The 17,558-nt window shown below is 43.7% G+C and carries 17 protein-coding genes and 1 pseudogene; 4 read left to right on the plus strand and 14 right to left on the minus strand.

Going from position 1 to position 17,558, the window contains the following annotated elements:
* Positions 1–15 precede the first annotated feature (15 nt).
* Entirely contained in the window at positions 16–2,526 is a 2,511-nt protein-coding gene (locus PGQ38_RS00350; RefSeq protein ID WP_270430485.1) for a glycoside hydrolase family 2 TIM barrel-domain containing protein, read from the minus strand.
* 153 nt (positions 2,527–2,679) lie between these two features.
* A complete protein-coding gene (locus PGQ38_RS00355) occupies positions 2,680–4,620 on the minus strand; it encodes an alpha-L-rhamnosidase-related protein (protein WP_270430486.1) in 1,941 nt (646 codons plus the stop codon).
* Positions 4,621–4,910: 290 nt separating this feature from the next.
* On the opposite strand from PGQ38_RS00355, the gene PGQ38_RS00360 reads away from it, so the two are divergent.
* Positions 4,911–5,957, plus strand: coding sequence for a Fic family protein (locus PGQ38_RS00360; protein WP_270430487.1), 1,047 nt, complete (start codon positions 4,911–4,913; stop codon positions 5,955–5,957).
* Positions 5,958–6,322: 365 nt separating this feature from the next.
* Here PGQ38_RS00360 and PGQ38_RS00365 read toward each other — a convergent pair whose 3' ends face one another.
* The 4 genes and pseudogenes from PGQ38_RS00365 to PGQ38_RS20935 all read right to left on the minus strand — a co-directional run.
* Complete coding sequence (locus tag PGQ38_RS00365; RefSeq protein ID WP_118577592.1) at positions 6,323–6,769, minus strand: YwiB family protein; 447 nt, start codon at positions 6,767–6,769, stop codon at positions 6,323–6,325.
* Positions 6,770–6,793: 24 nt separating this feature from the next.
* Positions 6,794–7,615 (minus strand): glutamate racemase, encoded by an 822-nt coding sequence (gene murI, locus PGQ38_RS00370; protein WP_118577593.1) that lies wholly within the window; start codon positions 7,613–7,615, stop codon positions 6,794–6,796.
* Positions 7,616–7,702: 87 nt separating this feature from the next.
* On the minus strand, positions 7,703–7,930 hold the full coding sequence (locus PGQ38_RS00375; RefSeq protein ID WP_270430488.1) for a hypothetical protein: 228 nt from the start codon (positions 7,928–7,930) through the stop codon (positions 7,703–7,705).
* Positions 7,931–7,993: 63 nt separating this feature from the next.
* Positions 7,994–8,056: pseudogene (locus PGQ38_RS20935) on the minus strand (hypothetical protein); the annotation flags it as partial.
* On the opposite strand from PGQ38_RS20935, the gene PGQ38_RS20940 reads away from it, so the two are divergent.
* Positions 8,039–8,092: a DUF6783 domain-containing protein gene (locus PGQ38_RS20940; protein WP_465220659.1), complete on the plus strand. Its 54-nt coding sequence runs from the start codon at positions 8,039–8,041 to the stop codon at positions 8,090–8,092. The pseudogene PGQ38_RS20935 and the gene PGQ38_RS20940 overlap by 18 nt on opposite strands.
* Here PGQ38_RS20940 and PGQ38_RS00380 read toward each other — a convergent pair.
* The 6 genes from PGQ38_RS00380 to PGQ38_RS00405 form a co-directional block, all read right to left on the minus strand.
* On the minus strand, positions 8,089–9,753 hold the full coding sequence (locus PGQ38_RS00380; protein ID WP_270430490.1) for a GerAB/ArcD/ProY family transporter: 1,665 nt from the start codon (positions 9,751–9,753) through the stop codon (positions 8,089–8,091). The genes PGQ38_RS20940 and PGQ38_RS00380 overlap by 4 nt on opposite strands.
* A gap of 9 nt (positions 9,754–9,762) precedes the next feature.
* Positions 9,763–11,253, minus strand: coding sequence for a spore germination protein (locus PGQ38_RS00385; RefSeq protein ID WP_270430588.1), 1,491 nt, complete (start codon positions 11,251–11,253; stop codon positions 9,763–9,765).
* Positions 11,254–11,435: 182 nt separating this feature from the next.
* Entirely contained in the window at positions 11,436–12,110 is a 675-nt protein-coding gene (locus PGQ38_RS00390) for a GntR family transcriptional regulator (RefSeq protein WP_118577596.1), read from the minus strand.
* Positions 12,111–12,125: 15 nt separating this feature from the next.
* Entirely contained in the window at positions 12,126–12,980 is an 855-nt protein-coding gene (gene ispE / locus PGQ38_RS00395) for a 4-(cytidine 5'-diphospho)-2-C-methyl-D-erythritol kinase (RefSeq protein WP_118577597.1), read from the minus strand.
* Positions 12,981–13,221: 241 nt separating this feature from the next.
* Positions 13,222–14,778: a DUF3794 and LysM peptidoglycan-binding domain-containing protein gene (locus PGQ38_RS00400; RefSeq protein ID WP_118577598.1), complete on the minus strand. Its 1,557-nt coding sequence runs from the start codon at positions 14,776–14,778 to the stop codon at positions 13,222–13,224.
* 29 nt (positions 14,779–14,807) lie between these two features.
* Positions 14,808–15,254: a protease complex subunit PrcB family protein gene (locus tag PGQ38_RS00405; protein WP_118577599.1), complete on the minus strand. Its 447-nt coding sequence runs from the start codon at positions 15,252–15,254 to the stop codon at positions 14,808–14,810.
* Positions 15,255–15,456: 202 nt separating this feature from the next.
* Here PGQ38_RS00405 and PGQ38_RS00410 point away from each other — a divergent pair, with 202 nt between their 5' ends.
* Positions 15,457–16,197 (plus strand): lysophospholipid acyltransferase family protein, encoded by a 741-nt coding sequence (locus PGQ38_RS00410; protein WP_118577600.1) that lies wholly within the window; start codon positions 15,457–15,459, stop codon positions 16,195–16,197.
* On the opposite strand, the gene PGQ38_RS19625 is transcribed toward PGQ38_RS00410, so the two are convergent.
* A complete protein-coding gene (locus PGQ38_RS19625; RefSeq protein ID WP_334298310.1) occupies positions 16,161–16,346 on the minus strand; it encodes a DUF6783 domain-containing protein in 186 nt (61 codons plus the stop codon). The two genes, PGQ38_RS00410 and PGQ38_RS19625, sit on opposite strands and share 37 nt — an antisense overlap.
* On the opposite strand from PGQ38_RS19625, the gene PGQ38_RS19630 reads away from it, so the two are divergent.
* Positions 16,257–16,490 (plus strand): DUF6783 domain-containing protein, encoded by a 234-nt coding sequence (locus tag PGQ38_RS19630; RefSeq protein ID WP_308768458.1) that lies wholly within the window; start codon positions 16,257–16,259, stop codon positions 16,488–16,490. The two genes, PGQ38_RS19625 and PGQ38_RS19630, sit on opposite strands and share 90 nt — an antisense overlap.
* Here PGQ38_RS19630 and PGQ38_RS00415 read toward each other — a convergent pair.
* Positions 16,433–17,371, minus strand: coding sequence for an AraC family transcriptional regulator (locus PGQ38_RS00415; protein ID WP_195699800.1), 939 nt, complete (start codon positions 17,369–17,371; stop codon positions 16,433–16,435). The two genes, PGQ38_RS19630 and PGQ38_RS00415, sit on opposite strands and share 58 nt — an antisense overlap.
* Positions 17,372–17,558 lie beyond the last annotated feature (187 nt).

Consider the following 17,558-nt stretch of genomic DNA (forward strand, 5'->3'; position numbering starts at 1 on the left):
CATAGGTCTTTCACTTCATTCACATGGAATTTCCACCACATAAAACCGTTCTTCATCTGCCACGGTAACCTTCACCGGTCCGTTTCCATCTGCCTGTACAACTGCCATTGCCTCACCATAATAAGTCGCCACAGTATGGTCAGTGTAATTCCCTTTTACATAAGGAGCCGGACTTCCAAGCCCCTTCAGAACCCCATTTTCTACTGTTACTTTTATATTATGTTTCTCCATTGGTTTCCAGATTCCCTTGTTATCTGTGTATTGCAGTTGAATAAATGCAAGGCCCTCCGGCTTCACGGTTTTCTCCTCTGGACGCACCTGAAGAACCGTTTCTTTTCCTGCTGTACACAATGAATAACGGTTGATTTCTCTTCCATTTTCATCGTAAGAAACCGCCGTTATCTCCCCATTCTGATAGGTGATATTAAAGTTTGCACGGCATTTTTTCACTTTCTTTTTACCAGCACTTTTGCCATTGATAAACAGCTCAACCTGTGCAGCCCTTGCATAAACTTCTACCTTCGCCGGTTCTCCGTTACAGCCATCCCATGCCCAGCTTTCCAGAGCTTTTGTCAGCTGCCAGCCAGTAAGACGAAGCTTTTCTTTCTGATAAACAGGATCAACTGCAATAAACGGACCTGTCTCTCTTTCAAAAGCGACTCTGGTATATGCAGCCTCTGCACGCGGCTTTCCGTTCAGGTCAATTCGACCGTTTCCGCCTGTCATTCTCGTGGCGGGATCTTCAAATTTATAGTCAGAATACTCTGCTGCACCATCCCCGACTTCTCCGATATAATCCCATCCTGCCCACACAAAATCACCGATAATCCGTTTGTTTTTTTTGGCAATTTCCCAAAAACTATACGCATCCTTACAGAAGGTTTCACTTCCCAGAATCAGACGGTTCGGGTACTTTTTCAGATCATGTTTGTAGCGGAAAATACCGTAATTATAACCTGCGATATCCATGTTTGCGTAGGCATCCTTCGTCCTTAAATCGCATGGATAAAGGGTGGCACCGCACTTCATAAAGTAGTCTCCAACCAGACAGGCAAGAGTATTATAGAACTCGCTTCCTACCGGCTTTTTCTTCTTTTCCGGCTTGGAAGCAGCTGTCTTTTCTGCCTTGTCATCACTGTAAACGCCAAGTCCTATGGAGCTTAAGAAATTGAAGAAAATGTTGATTCCGCAGGTAACAGGACGGGTGGAGTCCAGACTGTGAAGATAGTTTGTCATATCGCCGGTGAGGGCAATTCCCTTCTTCTGGGCGGTCTCTGCAACCTCATTTCCTGTGGAGTACATGATCACACTTGGATGATTATAATCCTTGTCAACCATGTCTTTTAAGTCCTGTTTCCACCAGTCAGCAAGCTGTCCGGCATAATCATATTTAGTCTTATGAATGTACCACACATCTACATATTCATCCATCATCAGCATTCCCACACGGTCACAGGCATCCAGAAGTGCCTTAGAGCAAGGATAATGTGCAGAGCGGACTGCATTGTATCCATTTTCTTTGAGAATACGCATTTTACGTTCTTCTGCTTCCGGATACGTACATGCACCAAGCACGCCATTATCGTGATGAAAGCATGCACCGCGAAGAATCACACGCTCTCCGTTAATGGTCATTCCTACCTGAGGATTCCAGATCAATTCACGGATTCCGAAAGTTTCAGTTACTTCGTCTTCACCGAAAATTGCTTTACAGGTATAGAGATTCGGGTGCTCTGTATCCCAGAGCTTTGCGTTTGGAACATCCAGCTGGAAGATGGCCTGGTATGCTGCTTCCTGATTATTTTTTTCCGCTTCCACCTGCGCCAATTCACTCTTCTGACCATTTTTTCCAGTCTGTACTGATTCATTTGGCTGCATGTTTTTATTATCTGATGATATTATTTTGTCATTGTTTACATTTCCTATTTTTGTACTTTCACCAATTACTCTAAGTACTTTAGAGCCCTCAAACTCAATCTTCAGGGAAACCTCTCCAGGCGAAGAAGTTTTCACAACGACCTCAATTCTCGCCGGATCATAGCTTAAAGTACGGATTTTCACGCCGTTTACCGGAATATGTTTTTCTTCCCCAACATACAGATAAGCCGGACGGTAAATACCGGTTCCTGAATACCAGCGGCTGTTTGGCTGGTCAGCATTGCGCGCAATGACTTTGATCTCATTCTCTTTTCCATACTGGAAAAAGCCCTCTGTATCCACATAAAAATTGGTATAACCATAAGGACGGTAAGCCGCCTTTTTCCCATTTATGTAAACTTCACCATTGTGGTAAATACCCTCAAATTCAATGAGGACTTTCTTACCTTTATACTCCTCTGGCACAAAGAAATTCTTGGTATATTCGTAATCTCCACCAATATACCATCCAATATTTCCCTCGCCGGTACTCTCCTGAGTACGCGGCTCACTCAGCATTGCGTCATGTGGCAAAGTCACCGGATAAGCTTCCTCATCCCTGGTAAGACACCTGCATATCCAATCCTTGTTAAAATCAATTTTCTGCATACAGTAAACTGCTCCTTTCTGAAATCTCTGTCCTTAAACCAACTACCTTTTCGGCATTCTCGTTCTGTTGACAGTTTACTGCTTTTTCCTATCTCTGTGGAAGAATTAGCGTGAACAGTCCTTTTTTTAGCGCTAATAACAGCCCACAGAACTTTATAAATCAAGTCTGTGAGCTGTCTTCTCTACCTTCAGCTCGTTCCCATCCCACACAATATGTACCTGTCCCTCAGCAACAGGCAATGTACAATCAAAGCTGTCGAAAAACTCAGTATGCGGTTCTACCACAAATTCTTTTCCGCCGACTCCAGTAAATTTCAGCCCCATGAAATACTTCGCCAGGAAATAGATCGGGCTTGCAGCCCAGGCATGGCAGAGACTTTTTCCAAAGCGGTCGCCGTACATATCGTACTGAGTTTCTACTGGTGCCTCCGGGTCAAACTCTTCCCAGAAGGTAACTGCACCGCGGTCCAGCATACCGCCCCAGTAATTGCGAATCTTATTTAGTACAAATTCCAGATTTCCGGTCTGGCAGAGCATATCCAGTTCAAAGAAGTTGAAATACGGAGTTGTAATTGCCGGAATTGCATCATTCTTAATTACATTTGCCAGAATTTTCTCCTGCTCTTCTTGTGTTGCAATGTGAAAAAGAATTGCAAAAATATTGGCATGACGGGTCACATTTCTCTTACCGGATTCAAAGGAATCAATAAATGCGCCTTTCTCCTGATCCCAGTATAATTTACGGATCTGCCCGATCAGTTTCTCATATTTCTCCATGTATTCCGGATTTTCTTCTCCAAGAGCCGCACTCACTTTCGCCATGGTCTGCCAGCATGCTGCGAACAGCATCTGCTCTGCACAAAGGGCACCAGTCTTATCCATGTCAGCCCAGTCAATGTAGATCCAGTCATTTTCACGACCTACAAGAAATCCGTTTTCATCCAGCTGACCCTCACAGAACTCCATAAGGGAGCACATTTTCGGATAAACCTGGCGGACAAATTCCAGGTCACCATATGCCTCATAATGATAAAGCACGCCCAGGATCCAGAACAGGGAATAGTCCATGATGGTATTGATATGTCTTGTCATAGGATCATTTCCACGTAGTGCTAAAAGAGTTCTCTGGTCAATATCAGGATCTGCCAGCAGATACTGATTTACAAAAAAGCTCTGGTAGGCGTCTCCAGACCAGATCCATTTGTCACGTTTCACCCCATCCAGGAAAAAGATACCGCTGCAAAGACGGAAGGTATGCTCCGCCACCTCCCAGATTTTATTTAGTTTCTCATCATTACACTTAAAGGAAGCGCGTTTCGGGAAATCTACATACTGATAGAATGCTGTGATTTCCACATCTTCGGCTTTGCAATTCGGAATGAATGCAAAACGGACTGCACAGCATGGGCATCGATTTGTAACCGGATTCGGCTGCCAGCTGTAGTAGCAGTGCTCAAGGTCAAGAGCTTCGTCCTCAGATTCACCGCAAAAAACCTCTAAATCCTCATCTTCGCTTGTACTGTCAACACAATTACTGCGTTTACTTTTCACATAAACCGCCGCCGTCAGTTCCGTCTCAAACTCTGCCAGCACGCCACCGTTTATCTCGCTGATTTTCACCGGCTTGCACTCTTTTTCTGTATATTCCCACACAGTAGGATTCTGTCCCGGCTTGGTAAAATACTTACACATTCCAACCGGCACTAATGGCTGGGAATAATCCTCTGCCTTCCATGTTTTATCAGAATGGATCACCTCACCCTGCACATAAGCGCAAGGAAATGCCTCCACACAGCCTGCATGAATAGAGATCCGCACCTTTCCAGGTGCTACTGTAATCTTCTTTCCAAATGGATATTTCTTCTCCCCATTCTCCCTGGTTACAAGCACATGACCAATCGCATTGGAAAATACAGTAAAACTGGTCTCCTGCTCCAATTCATAAGTCCGGCGGAAAGCCACACGGTTGCGGAAGCCCTCACTCTTCCAAAATGCCGGCCATCCAAAACCTCTCTCCACACGGCTGAAATTCTGCTTCATGGCATGATATAATTCAAAATCTCCCGGATACCAGATCCAAAATGTATTTTCCATTTCCGTTTTCCTCCCGTAAATTATTGCTGTTCACAATCTTTGAACAATAACCAATTCTCATTTCTTGTAAATCTACTCATAATTTAACTATAGTATAAAATGAATTTTCCCAATAGTCCACAACATCCCACGTTTAAAAAGCTACAGATTACGCTTTCGTATCACTCAAAAAGCTTGTCTGAATATTATTCCCTTATTTGTGATATAATATTAAGGGAATTTTTCCTTATTTTATTGTTCTTTCCCTTATTTTATGGTATTATTTAAGGGAAAAAGATAGGAGGTGCGAAATGAGAATCTTTAATTACTCCTCACTCAAAGAGCAAAAATGGGATTCAGACATCCTCGGGCTCGTTGCTGCAATATATAAAGAAGCTGGTAAACAGGAATTATACCTGAAACAGCGCCCCGAAGAACTTGAAAAGCTTGTAGAAATCGCTAAAGTTCAAAGCACAGAAGCATCAAATGCCATTGAAGGCATAGTCACTACAAATACACGAATCCGCCAACTCGTCGAAGAAAAGACAACCCCCAAAAATCGTGATGAGCAGGAAATAGCTGGATATCGTGACGTGTTAAATATTATACATGAAAGTTTTGATGCTATTCCGATCACCCAGAATTATATCCTGCAGCTTCACAAAATACTTTATAGTCACATGAACAATCCAATTGCCGGTCACACAAAAACTATACAAAACTACATTAGTGCCACATACCCAGACGGTCATGTTGAAACATTGTTTACACCACTTTCCCCATATGAGACACCAGAAGCTCTGGATAAAATCTGTGAAGAGTATAACCGGATAATCGGAAATATGGAAGTAGAACCACTAATCGCAATTCCAGTCTTTATCCATGACTTCCTTTGTATCCATCCCTTCAACGATGGAAATGGAAGAATGAGCAGATTGCTGACCACGTTACTCTTGTATCGAAATGGATTCTATGTTGGCAAATATATTTCTCTTGAATCTAAGATTGCCCAAAATAAAGATCTCTACTATCATGCCCTTGCAGAATCACAAACCGGATGGCATGAAGGGACGGAAAATGTCTTGCCTTTTATCAAATATATTCTTGGAACAATCCTGGCAGCATATAAAGACTTTGAAGACCGTGTAGCGCTTGTGGAAACCAAACTTTCTTCCCTTGAAATGGTACGGCGTGCCAGCAAAAATAAAATCGGACGTTTTACCAAACAGGATATTCGCGAATTCTGTCCTACACTCAGTGACAGTTCCATCGAAAGTGCCTTACGCAAGCTGGTTACGGCTGGTGAATTAAAAAAAGAAGGGCGCGGAAAAAGCACGTGCTATTTCAGGTTAAATTAATCTACCACGCGCAGAACGTTCTGATTTTTATACAAACAAAGAAGGCGCAGCTTAAAAACAAACTTTTAAGTCGCACCTTTTTTGTTTACATCATTACATAAAAAATGAAAACCATATATTGCCAGAAACATGGGATTACCATAACCAGCGTCATCGATGGAACCCTTTTCAAATTCATGAATGCCGTGCATGTCAGCGCCAGTGACCACTGGTTTCATCTGAAAATATTGATTCCAATACCAGATTCGTCCACTGCTACCGATTCAAATAACAATAAAAAAAACAGCAGGAGTTCATTCTAACAAACGAACGCCTGCTGTCTTCTTGTTAAAATTAATTTCTGTAATGCTTCTACCCAACAGTTCCTACAACACAAACCCAGTTGTATTCTTCCCCTGCGCCTGAATATCCAGACAGCAATCTGCCACATGCTCCTGATTCAGGTCTAGAGAATAATTCACTTTCATGGCAATTTGCCCGTCACTTTCTTCCAATTCCAGATTCGTCGCTGAAATTCCCATTTCAAGAGTTCCGAATGGGGTGGTATAAAATGCCATATTACGCTTTCCCTGCTCGAAAACCATATGTGTATTTACCTGTCCTTTTTTTCGGACTTCCATTCCCCTGGAGGATATCTTGATATAATTTACAGTAGGATCTCCCTGCTCATCCAGCATTTCTTCATAGCGAAGATAATGACTACCGTTGCGGAAATAATACTCTCCCGGAACCACAATCTCGATTGGCTCATCACCTTCTGGTGTGTCCATCATATGTAAACCTTTTACGTGAATTAAAACTTCTTTTTCCATTGTTTTTCCATTTCTTTCTCTTTTTCAATATTTCTCAATATCAATCTTCTGCGTTTTCTCCACATCAAATGGCAGAATCGAATTGGCAAAGCCCTTGAATTTCTCTGCCAGATCGCTCACATAGAAACGATATGGGAAATCAGACTGTCCCTGTCCGGTGCTCTGCATATCCTGCTCTTTCAGAAGTCTGCCAAGCTCCAGTGCCGTCTCGTACGCCGGGTTCACCAAAGTAACCCCCTCTCCCATGATCTGTCCGATGGTAGAACGGAGCAGTGGATAATGGGTACAGCCAAGGATCAGTGTATCAATATCTTTTTCCTGTAGTTCCCTCAGATATCTGCTTGCAACTTCCACTGTCACCGGATCATGAGTCCAGCCTTCCTCTACCAACGGTACAAATAAGGGACATGGCTTTCCAATCACTGTAATCTCCGGATCGATCTTTTTCAGAACCTCCGCGTGGATTCCACTTCCAACAGTACCTTCTGTACCGATGATTCCCACCCGTTTATTTCTGGTAACCTGCGCAGCTACCTTGGCACCGGCTTCAATCACTCCAAGAATGGGAATGTCAAATTCTTCCTGAACTGCCTCCAGGGCAAACGCACTGGCTGTATTACAGGCCACCACAATCGCCTTCACCTTCTGCTCTTTCAGGAAACGGATTATCTGACGGGAATATCCTATAATAGTCTCTCTGGATTTGCTGCCATATGGAACTCTGGCAGTATCGCCGAAATACACGATTTTCTCTGCTGGAAGATTCCGCATGATCTCCCTTGCCACAGTAAGTCCGCCAATACCGGAATCAAACACACCAACAGGCGCATCTCTGTCTATTTTCATTTATCTATCTCCAAATTCATAGTCAAGCGATATTTGCAATCTGTATTTCATTTTAACACCAAAGGAGCGGCGGTGCAAGTGCTTGTACTACATCAAAGCGTTAAGTGTCTCCACAATCCAGAAATGAAATCTTGGCTCTGCTTTCTGACCGTTCTCCGTCCTCGGTGCTTCCATAAAACAGAACTGAGGATAAATGGTTCCCCACCACGCAAGAAGGTTGGAAGTTTTATTAAAATTTTCACTGCATGGGCAAAGTAATACAGCTGTCAGAAGTGCTGCCGCTATATGATATTTTTTTTTTCTCAGACAAAGCATAAAAGTACCTCCCATATTTTTCTTAACAAAAGTATTCCCTGTCCCGGCCCGGAATAATCACATTTATTCCCACTGCTTATTGCTTTTCGCAGCTTCCCTGGAGCGTGTCTGAAAAAGGCTTTCTGCAAGATGTGCGTCACAATTTGTGGGAGATTCGGCTAAAATTTCACTTCCAGTTCCTTTCCATAAATTTCCAGTTCTGGCAATTCAGACAAAGCACCACGTTCATAAAACTCATGATAAACCTCACGAAGCGTTACTGCCTGTCCCGGGCTTCCATTTGGATTATTTTCCAGCAGCCCAAGAAGATACTCTCCCAGAGAAACGTCCTGAGGGCTTACCCAGGCTACTGCTTCAGATGCCACAGCACAGCGAAACACATAAACATTTTCACCTATAGTCGGCTCCTGCTTCAGATACTCAAGAACCTGCTCCCAACGCCCTCCATCTAACAAACTCTCGCCCAAAACCAGAATTTCCAGATGTCCCATATCCAGATATTTTTCCTGTGTCCGGCTGTATATATTTTCAATCTCACGGAAAGTTTCTCCCTGAATCGACGGAGCAGCATTCCCCTGGTCTTCCCCGTCTTTTTCCTGTCCTGTAGATTTTGGAAGATCCGGAATTCCGTAAGTCAGCAGATATTTCCCCTCTGTAATATCGGCTCCAAGTGCAAGCGGATACATGCGTTTCTCCGGTTCCACACCACCACAGCCGGCTAACAGAAACAATGCACTGACACACGCTACGGCAAGCTTCTTTTTCCACTTCTTTTTGCCTGTCATAAAAAAAATAATCTGAAGCACCAGCATTCCGGGCACAAAAATATATTTCAAATATAATGGAAAACTATTCCGGATTCCCCATCTTTCAATATCCCACACGGCTCCGGCAAAAACCAGAATAGATATCCACAGCTTTCCAGTTCCCATATCTGCTTTTTCCACAATTAAATGACCATAATGCAGAAAACTTCCAATAGAAAATAAAAGGCTGTATAAAAGAAATCCCATCCAGAGGACATCAAATCTTGCCAATACATTCCCTGGAAGCTCGGCACCTGCCAGAAGCGGCAAAATCGGACAGCTTTCATATTTCAGCCGCCCCCATCCAAATACGGAAGGAAGCAGTAACTCCGTCAGAATAAGCAAAATTCCCAGGGTAAAAACGGCAAAACTTACAGTTTTCCCTGTATCTTTACTGTTTCCTACACTGTCCAATGCAAAGGGAAGCAGCCCCAATCCGGAAAATGCACATATCACATCATATCCACTTTCCATAATTTTTCTTCCTGAGAAAGAGGAATTCCATACCATTTCCTGAAAATACTCCCATTTTCCCTGTCCCACAGCCAGGACTAACATAAGCATAACCGCTGCAAGTACCACGCCTCCTGACACTTCTCCCATTCTGCCTCGTCTCTGAATCCCCTTTTGCGTGCCCAGACTGCAAACCAGCAATGTGATCAGACAAAGCCATTTTTTTCCTATACCTGTTCCCAGACTGACTGCAACAATTTCTACCAGAAGATTCAAAAGAAACGCAGCTCCAAGAATACAGTATATAAGAAAAAACGACGCTGCCAGCCGTCCCAACACCACACCGGCTGTTTTGCAGGGTCTGGCAAAAGCATAACGAAGACGGATGAGAAAAATCACATAAAACAGCACAGCTGCAAGGGCCGCTGCAGTCCCTGCCAGCCCGCCAAGCCCCAGAGTTTTTCTGTTTTCGAAAAGGCATAATATTAATGGTGCAATAAACACAATCACAATCTGCCTGTAGAGCTGCCGCTGGGAGATTTGATTATTTTCTGCAAATTTCATTTATTCCTGCTACCTATCCTTCCTGTTTTTATCGCGGATTTTTTGCAGTCTCACTCGCTCATTTTGTCTGGCATATGAAGGGCGCCTCCATCTCTTATTAAATGGCACTCTCACAATTTTGCTTCCAGTCCCATTATCCGTACTTTGTTTGACAAAGGGCGACAGGTATGGAACTCCAAAGCTGAGAAGTCCTGCCAGATGTGATACTGTCAGATATACTCCTGTCACAATTCCAAAAATCCCCAGATATCCTCCCAAAAACAAAAAGAAATATTTAAGCATCCGAAATGCCGAGGCAAATTCTTCATTTGGGATTGCAAGAGAACCAAGTGCCGTGATTGCCACAACCATGACCACGATCGGGCTTACAAGATTCGCTTCCACAGCAGCAGATCCCACGATCAGTCCTCCCACAATTCCCATAGCATTTCCCAGCGCTCCCGGAATCCGTACACCAGCCTCCCGAATCAGTTCAAAGGATAACTCCAGCAGAACAAGCTCCGCAATGCTGGAAAATGGTACACCTTCTCTTGCCTGGGCAAAGGACAGAAGCATGTTCGTGGGAAGAATCTGCGTATGAAACCGGATCACCGCAAGATAAAGCCCCGGCAGCAACGTAGCTGCTGCCATTGCCACATAGCGCAGTATTCGAAGAAACGATGCCATTTCAAATCGGTTATACCAGTCCTCACTACTTTCCATAAAACTGTGAAAAACACCTGGTAAAATAAGCGCTGACGGAGAATTATCACAAAGAAGCACTGCTTTTCCATTTAAAATTTCCTGCGCCGCCCGATCCGGTCTTTCCGTAGTCTGATACTGTGGAAATGGGGAAAACCAGGAATCCTCCGTCAGCTGTTCCAGCATTCCGCTGTCCAGAATTCCATCAATTCGAAACTCTCCAAGCCGCTCTTTCACCTGCTCCAGAAATTCCTCCTGCACCAGATCTTTCATGTACACCATCTGTACCAGTGTATGTGATCTCTCCCCAATATAAAATTCCACTACCTTTAATCTGGTATCCCGTAGCCGCTTCCGGATCAGTGCCGAATTTATTTTCACAGAATCAGAGAAGCCTTCCCTGGAACCTCGCAGAACCTTCTCCATCTCCACTTCTGTTACCCCCATGCTTGGATAACCGGCACTGGAAATTTTCATAGCCTGGTCAAATCCGTCCATAAAGAAAACCGCGTTTCCGGCAAGCAGCCCTGCAAACACCTGCTCCATGTCAGTCAGCTTCTTTACATCCGCAATTCCCAGACTGTTATACTCCACAAATTCCTGCATCTCCCCAGGCGAAATCTCCCAGAAATGCCCAACCATTTTTCCAATGGCAGAGTCCTCCAGCATCATATTGGAAGTCGCTACCTCAATATAGACCATCAGACAGTCAACCTTCCGCTCATCCCCCAGCCGCATCTTCCGGATCTGAATATCTCCACAATCTGCCAGACGTTCTCTTATATACCGTTCATTTGCTCGAATATCCTTTGAAATCATAACAATATTATCATTTTTATCCAACGCTGCTCCTCTTTTCCATTTTCAGGCAACAAAAAAAAGACACTGGTTATCTCTCCCAGTATCTCCCATAAAAACAATTATATTCATTTTCTCTCAACTTCCCAAAAAGAGGAACGCGGGCAGGATGTGCCCGCTCCGCTCCCAGAAAACCACTCAGTTTACTCTTCTGCCCGAATCGCCTGAATAATTCCCATCCGCTGATTTTCCAGATGTTCAAAAGACAGCTCCTGTGCCGCTTTCACGTCCCGTTCCTTAATCGCCCTGGTAATTTTCTCATGCTCTTTCACCAGACGGTTTCTGGACTCATCCTCTTTCAAATATTCTACACGATATCTGTAGATCTGCTCGCGAAGATTATTCAGAACCTGCATCAGTCTTTTATTATCAGCAGCTTCATAAATTACCTCATGGAAATTCACATCCGCCTCAGCCATCTTTACCAGGTCGCCTTCCGCCGTACTGGTCTGGAAAACCTCAGCCGCCTGCTCCAGCTTCCGGATATCCGCATCTGTCATATTAGCACAGGCCTTCTCAATGGCCATATTTTCCAGAGTGATCCTGACCTCCAGAACGTCATTCAGATCCTTCTCTGTAATATTGGCAACCTGGGCTCCACGTCTCGGGATCATCACAACCAGCCCTTCCAGTTCCAGCTTACGCATGGCCTCCCGGATAGGAGTTCTGCTCACCCCAAGCTTCTCCGCAAGGGCAATCTCCATAAGTCTTTCGCCCGGCTTCAGTTCTCCCTTCAGGATTGCCTGACGCAATGTGTTAAAAACGACCTCCCTAAGTGGAAGATACTCATCCATATGCACTGTAAAATCACTTGTCATTTGTATTTTCCTCCGCTAAAAAACATCTGTGGCAAAAACAGTCTTCGCAAGTCTGCTCTCCCTGAGAACAGCTGCTGCCCGATCCATTTTCTCCTTATCATCAAAAATGCCAAATACAGTAGGACCACTTCCGCTCATCATGGCCTTACGTGCTCCGTTGCTCTCCATCAGATCTTTGATTTCCTGGATCACAGGATATTTGCTGATAATTCCCGGTTCAAATACATTTCCCATTCTGGAAATCATTCCATCAAGATCACCATTTCTGACAGCTGTCACCATACCATCGATATCCGGATGAACCACAACAGGATCGTCCAGTTTCAGGTTCTCATAAGCAGTCTTGGTTGAAACATTTACTCCTGGTTTTCCCACCAGAACATAGCAGTAAGGTACTCTGGGAAGTCTGGTCAGCTTCTCCCCGATTCCCTCTGCAAGAGCAGTTCCGCGCATCACACAATAAGGAACATCCGCTCCAACCTTCACAGCACGCTTCATCAGCTCTTCCTCAGAAAGTCCCAGTCCAAACAGGCGGTTCACTCCAACAAAAGCAGCTGCCGCATCAGAGCTTCCACCAGCCATGCCGGCTGCTACCGGGATAAACTTCTCCAGATTCATGGTAAGCCCCTCTTTTATATCAAACTCATCCATTAACATTTTCGCCGCTTTATATACAAGATTCCGCTCGTCAGTAGGAACGTAAGGAATGTTCGTGGTAAGGACAATTCCCGGCTCCTTTTTTTTCTCAATTTCAAGCACGTCATACATCTGTATGGTCTGCATGATCATACGGACTTCGTGATATCCGTCATCACGTTTTCCAACCACGTCAAGTCCCAGATTTATCTTTGCAAGTGCACGTAAACGCATAATTTCCTCCGCTTGTAGCTGCCGCTCACATAAAACCTCTGGCAGGCTCTAAGAGCAGCAGTTTCTTTGTACTTTGTATACAATTTTATCAATGCTTTTATTGTAAAATATTTTTGTATTTTTTTCAATACATTTATGCGAGGAAATTTCTCATTCTATATATATCGTTACTGTCCACAACGTGACCAGAGCATGTTTGAAAAGGTTTTCTCCAAATATATGCAGTAAACAGAAAGCAACCTTACCCTTCCACCTTCTTCACCAACAGCAGCGGCATTCCAGGCACAACTCTGTCCTCTTCCAGTTCATTCAGCTCACAGATTTCCTCCACTGTAGTATAAAATCTTTTCGCAATATCCCACATAGAATCCCCATTTTTCACCACATACACCGTGATTCCCGGCATTGCCTGGATTTTCTCCATATCAAGGGGACGCTCCTCCACTTTGCTTATGATCATCCGGTTTTCACACTGAAGCACCAGCACATTGAGACTGATCACAGCCTTCACCTCAATCTCATTGCTGTCGATCATAGACGTTGACAGCTGTTCCAGATCTGCCTGCAGAAAAAAGATACTGTCCTCATTGACCCCGTTTGCCTCAATTATATGGGAAAAAGGGATCATCCCATCAACGGAATAGAATGGCATTTCATCATTTCCTGTAATATACAGGATTTTCATAAATACAATTCCATCGGCCTGGATTCCATTTTCTACAATTTTCGTTTTCTCAACCTTTACACGTCCCTGGCTGTGACAGATCTGCAGGATTTTCCCCTGGCTTTCCTTCAGTTCAATACGGTCAGATATGCGGCATTTGGAGTCATTCCGTACCAGGAGGCTTTCCAGACACATCTCTTTTCCCTGAGGAATGCATTCTTTCAAAGGCGAGTACACATCCAGAATCAGGTCATGCTCTTCTTCGCGGTAAAGCTTCATGTCCAGTTCCAGCACCGTGTCTACACTCATTACCCGTTCTTCCCCATCGGAATCCGGTTTTACTTCAATGCTCTGATGCATAACGGAAAAGCCAATATTTGGAATCATCTCTCCCATACAACCAGTACACTCCACTTCCGTATTAAACGGAAGCACATACTCTGCCCACTGAAGCGGATTTTCCTCATCTTCTCCCGAATACAGGACAAAAACTGACAGCTCCCCTCTTGCCTTCACCACATTATCCTCTGGACGCAGATCCATTCCACGGACATCGATGGTATACCACAAAAGCTGTTCAATGTTCGGTTTATTGGACACTAAAGTCACTTCATCCTTAATCCGCATAGTGTCCTTTTTATGTACCATAAGACTCATTAAACGGACTTTCTTCCTTTTTACTGAAATTCCCTCCTCACTGATTTCCACCGGAAGCTGAATCCCTGCCATTTCATCTACCACTGCATAAAAGGTGACAATTGCTTTTATGTTTAGTTTTCGGGAATGAATCATGTGCACGCTGAGATCCTCAATCTCCCACTTCAGGCACATTTTATCCCCACTTGCAATCCCTTCCAGGTTCAAAGTCTCATCAAAAGGCAGTTTTGCCCCCAGACTGCTCACTTTCTGGTTTTCTTCCCCCACATAGAGAATATCCACGTTCAGGTTTCCGCTGATAAATGCCTTTCCTTCGCTAAGACGCACTTCATCCATGGAAACGTCACCCTTGTTCTGGATCAGTCGGCCCACATCCGGCTTTGCATCTGGTACATTATAATCTGTATCAAACGTTACCTGGCTGGCTGCACGGCTTTTTATCTGAAGCATCTGCACACTTTCTTTTCTTAATTCCACGATTTTCCACTCCTTTTTTCACCAGACTGCTATATTGCATCATTTTCGCTTTTTTCAGTAAAGCGTTCAAAAATCACAGGTTCTTTTCGGTATTCCGTCTTCACCACGATGTAAGGATAGGAAGGCGGACTGATCGTTATTTTCTCGTCTGATGGCCCCAGCAGCATTGTCCGGAAAAAAACAGCCTGGGAAGTCCACCCCAGTTCTTCCACGGAAATACTGTAACCTCCGCTCATTTGCTCCCCGTATCCTTTTACAAGAAACAGGTCTTTTTCACATTGATAGGTCAGTTGAAATTCATTCTTCTTTTTCTCCTGTATCAGGGCAGCCAGTTCTGCCGGTATCTCTTCATTTTTTACAATGGAATACTCCAGAGGCTTCCGCGGCTCTTCCTCAATGCGGATAAAATTGCATCCACTGATCAAAAGCAGTGACCACAAAATTACTCCCAGAAGAACTGCTTTTGTTTTTTTCATTCTGCCACCTCAGATGTCTCGTTGCTGTTCATCTGATGCTCAGCCTTTAAACACAGCAAACAGCAATCTCCATTTATTTTATTGTATGAGGAATAAAAAAGATTTATTGCAAGAATTTTTCAAATTACATATAATAGACATAAACAATATGCCAAAACATGCTTCCTACGCATGAGGCACAGATCAAAGAAAGGAAAATCATATGATTCGTTTTATTTTATGCGTGATCGTAGTGGTTGGATTCCTGATTTTATCCATTCCCATTCTCTTTGTAGAATGGATCATCGGCAAATTCAATCCTATGGCAAAGGAAATCAGCTCTCTTCGGATCGTTCAGGCAGTATTTCGTTTTATCCTGTGGATATCCGGTGTGAAGCTGACTGTTATCGGAGAGGAAAATGTACCAACTGATGTGCCGGTTCTTTATATCGGAAATCACAGAAGCTTTTTTGATGTACCGATCACTTATCCACGCTGCCCCATCCGTACCGGCTATATCGCAAAAAAAGAGATGGAAAAGGTTCCTCTGCTTTCTACCTGGATGAAACGTCTTCACTGCCTGTTTCTTGACCGTAATGACCTGAAGCAGGGACTGAAAACCATTCTCACTGCTATTGAGAAAGTGAAATCCGGCATTTCCATCTGCATTTTCCCAGAGGGTACACGAAACAAAAATGAAGATGAACTGGACATGCTTCCATTCCATGAGGGCAGCTTCAAAATTGCCGCAAAGACAAACTGTCCGATCATCCCGATGGCGATCAGCGGCTCCGCTGATATCTGGGAAAACCATTTTCCAAGAGTTAAGAAAACCCACGTTATCCTGGAATATGGCAAACCAATCTACATAGACCAGCTGGAAAAAGAGGACAAAAAACATCTGGGTGCTTATACACAGAATATCATTCATGAAATGCTGGTAAAAAATAAAGCGCAGTTATAATGCGTCAGCTTCCAACTAGAGCGTGTTTGAAAAAGGCTTTCTGCAAGATGTGCGTCACAATTTGTGGGAGATTTTGTCCGGATGAGGGCGTCGTAGCGGGCTACGACAACCGAATCCGGGCAAAATATACCGCAAAGTGGGGCGTGCAGATTGCAGGAATGCTTTTTCAAACACGCTCTAGCAGAACAGACCTTCAGGCTGTCCTGCTTGTTATTTTCAGAACCCTCCGGAAAAATCATTCCTGCTTTTTTCCCAGCTGTTTTCTCCTTACTTCCTTCGGCGATTCCCCATAAGCTTCCTTAAATTTTCGCAAAAAACCTTTGTAATTGGTAATCCCGTTTTTATCCAGAAGAAATGTTATATTTTTATCTGTCTCCAGAAGATCTGTGTGGAAATGCTCCATGCGGATCTGATTTACATAAGCCAGGAAGGTCTGTCCTGTATATTTGCGAAAAAGGCGACAGAAATGCTCTGGTGTAATGGCCAAAAGCCCTGCAGCATCGGCAAGGGAAATTCTTTCCCCATAATGTTCCCGGACAAATTCCATGCATAACTTCATCCGCTCCAAGTCTCGCAGAGTGCCGTGAGCGGTTTCTGTATCTTCCTCACTCCTGATTCCTTCTGTATAAAGAAAATAAAGTAAACGGTAAACAGCAGAAAGCACCAGAAGATGATAGCCTTCTTTTTTTTCTTCATAAAAGCCTGCAATTTTCCGAAATACGTCTCTCAACTGATCATACAGATCATCAGCCCGATTTGTAGACTTTCGATTCTCCCTCATCTCCACAAGTCCCTTTCCCTGCACATTCTCCAGTTGTTCTCCCTGAACACATGCGTCAGCTGATTTCGACCTTATAAGCTCCTGAAATTTCAGTCCCTTCCACTTTGCAGAAATTCTTTCCAGATGAACCGGCGGGATCTGTAAAAGATAATACCTGGCATCCTCATGCGTGTAGGTATAATGGATATCATTGGAATTTACCAGAAAAATATCCCCTTTTTCCAACTCATAACTCACATCATTAATAGATGCTGTAATCTCGCCGCCAAGCACATAAATAATTTCCAAATGCTCATGCCAGTGCGCCGGTAACAATTCATCCCAGGTATTTACATATGTAAAATGAATTTTCCCCAAATGATCATCCAGCACGTTTTCATATTCTGCTCTCATAGTATGCCTCACCTTCTTTTTTCACTCAAATTTCCCGACTTCCATAATACGCAACACTTATGCTGCAGGTTTAAAATCAAAATACAACATTTATGCTACAGGTTCAAAATCAAAATATACCATTTATTCTTTATGATAATATATAATATTTCATCTATAATATCAAGAAAGACCTATAAAAGAAGCA

Origin of the sequence: Blautia faecis (assembly GCF_027662325.1) — a bacterium.
Taxonomy (GTDB): domain Bacteria; phylum Bacillota; class Clostridia; order Lachnospirales; family Lachnospiraceae; genus Blautia_A; species Blautia_A faecis.

Coding starts and splice junctions, on each gene's coding strand:
- PGQ38_RS00350 (WP_270430485.1), bottom strand. CDS start 2,526: ATGCAGAAAATTGATTTTAACAAGGATTGGATATGCAGGTGTCTTACC.
- PGQ38_RS00355 (WP_270430486.1), bottom strand. CDS start 4,620: ATGGAAAATACATTTTGGATCTGGTATCCGGGAGATTTTGAATTATAT.
- PGQ38_RS00360 (WP_270430487.1), top strand. CDS start 4,911: ATGAGAATCTTTAATTACTCCTCACTCAAAGAGCAAAAATGGGATTCA.
- PGQ38_RS00365 (WP_118577592.1), bottom strand. CDS start 6,769: ATGGAAAAAGAAGTTTTAATTCACGTAAAAGGTTTACATATGATGGAC.
- murI (WP_118577593.1), bottom strand. CDS start 7,615: ATGAAAATAGACAGAGATGCGCCTGTTGGTGTGTTTGATTCCGGTATT.
- PGQ38_RS00375 (WP_270430488.1), bottom strand. CDS start 7,930: ATGCTTTGTCTGAGAAAAAAAAAATATCATATAGCGGCAGCACTTCTG.
- PGQ38_RS00380 (WP_270430490.1), bottom strand. CDS start 9,753: ATGAAATTTGCAGAAAATAATCAAATCTCCCAGCGGCAGCTCTACAGG.
- PGQ38_RS00385 (WP_270430588.1), bottom strand. CDS start 11,253: ATGATTTCAAAGGATATTCGAGCAAATGAACGGTATATAAGAGAACGT.
- PGQ38_RS00390 (WP_118577596.1), bottom strand. CDS start 12,110: ATGACAAGTGATTTTACAGTGCATATGGATGAGTATCTTCCACTTAGG.
- ispE (WP_118577597.1), bottom strand. CDS start 12,980: ATGCGTTTACGTGCACTTGCAAAGATAAATCTGGGACTTGACGTGGTT.
- PGQ38_RS00405 (WP_118577599.1), bottom strand. CDS start 15,254: ATGAAAAAAACAAAAGCAGTTCTTCTGGGAGTAATTTTGTGGTCACTG.
- PGQ38_RS00410 (WP_118577600.1), top strand. CDS start 15,457: ATGATTCGTTTTATTTTATGCGTGATCGTAGTGGTTGGATTCCTGATT.
- PGQ38_RS00415 (WP_195699800.1), bottom strand. CDS start 17,371: ATGAGAGCAGAATATGAAAACGTGCTGGATGATCATTTGGGGAAAATT.